A 1,539-nucleotide genomic window follows, 5' to 3' on the forward strand; every position below is an offset into this window, starting at 1 on the left:
TACAAAATGATGGTGCCTGAAATATTGGTATGAAAGCAACATCGAGAAAAACTTGACACATACGTCCGATATGGAAAATTACATCTCCCGAGGTAGAAAAGGTTATATTGAGATGTTAAATACGATTAAGCCGAACTCTGATATCATTGTTGATGGATCAGAACCGGTATCAGAGATTGTAAATCGGATTTGCGAGCAGATAGTAATGCTTGAACTGTGAGTGTCTCACAAACGTCCACATTGCCAGAATTTAGTTACTATCTATTAAGTATTTATGCGTTTTTTGGCATAACCTTAGAAGGCATTACCGAAAATAAGGTAGGTGGATAGTGGATGGATATATTTATACCAATCGGCTTAGGTTTTATAATAATTTTATTGATTTTCATTATTGCCAAGTGGTTAAAACAAACCAATGATACATCATTATTAATTTGCATAATTGCTTTTTTATAGATAAATTTCTTGAGAACATTAATCAACAAAAAAGAGGAAGGGATATATGCATAGCCTATTTATCTCGACTATAATTTTTATTATAGCAATTACTCTCCTTTCGCTATTTTCGAAAAGACTTGAGAAAAAGATTCTTTTCCCAATAGCATTCGGTTTTATTGGCATTGTCTTATTTTTTATCAGTTTTATTATTGGCGGATGGGAAGGAATGGGAGTGGGAGCGATTAGTGTTTCACTATTTATAGCTTCTATTATAGCCTTAATCGGTATTGTGTTATTAAACAAAATGAATTTTGGCAGTCATAGAAGATGAAATCAATTGTATTTGGCAAATAGCTTTACAAAAATAAGGTTTCATTAACAGGAGCTTTAATTGAATATCATTTTAATTGGCTCCATTAGGAAACAACTGTTAAAGAAAGCTGAAAAATTATCAATAGACAAAGGATTAAACCATCTTGAAGCATGGACTAAGGATCGGTACGTCCTATAAACATTATTGTATCGGATAACAATAGGGTAATAGAAGAATAAGGGAGTTTCAAAAATGGGCTATGATTGGAAAACGTGCCCCTCTCACATGAAAAATTTTGTTTATAATCTTAAAAGAGGGATTAAGGAAATTATAAAAGAAGGTTTCGTGGGTTTTTATATACATGGTTCCTTAGCAATGGGAGGTTTTAATCCGAACAGTAGCGATATTGATGTTTTGGTTGTTACAAATAAAACAATGGAAGTTGAGATTAAAAGGATTTTAGCGCAGTTCATTTTAAAACATTCTAAATCACCGTTTCCGGTTGAAATAAGTTTCTTAAGTAAGAAACAATTAAAAGATTGGCAACATCCCTGTCCATTTGATTTTCATTATAGTGAATTCTGGAGAGAACGGTATCAGTACGATTTGTTAAGGGCTCCAAAACAGTTTAATCTAAATTATTTAAAATTAATTATCTTTTAGCAGGATTCTTGCATTTTATGTCGAACCTTGTAAGTAGAAATAAAATGAGGAGGATCGCAAAAATGTATACCATCGATGAAGCATCCAGCATACTTGGTGTTCATCCCACTACATTAAGAAGGTGG

Annotated in this window: 2 protein-coding genes; both read left to right on the forward strand. The window is 32.5% G+C overall.

The genetic code is table 11. The features are described 5' to 3' along the window. The first annotated feature begins 502 nt into the window (after positions 1-502). Positions 503-769: a YesK family protein gene (locus ABRT01_RS18190; RefSeq protein WP_269409309.1), complete on the forward strand. Its 267-nt coding sequence runs from the start codon at positions 503-505 to the stop codon at positions 767-769. 234 nt (positions 770-1,003) lie between these two features. After that, a complete protein-coding gene (locus ABRT01_RS18195) occupies positions 1,004-1,414 on the forward strand; it encodes a nucleotidyltransferase domain-containing protein (protein ID WP_269409308.1) in 411 nt (136 codons plus the stop codon). Positions 1,415-1,539: the final 125 nt, after the last annotated feature.

Origin of the sequence: Lentibacillus sp. L22 (assembly GCF_040812445.1) — a bacterium.
Taxonomy (GTDB): Bacteria; Bacillota; Bacilli; order Bacillales; family Amphibacillaceae; genus Lentibacillus_C; species Lentibacillus_C daqui.

What these genes read in the sequence shown, in the direction of transcription:
- ABRT01_RS18195 (WP_269409308.1), top strand. Translation starts at nt 1,004, where the DNA reads ATGGGCTATGATTGGAAAACGTGCCCCTCTCACATGAAAAATTTTGTT.
- ABRT01_RS18190 (WP_269409309.1), top strand. Translation starts at nt 503, where the DNA reads ATGCATAGCCTATTTATCTCGACTATAATTTTTATTATAGCAATTACT.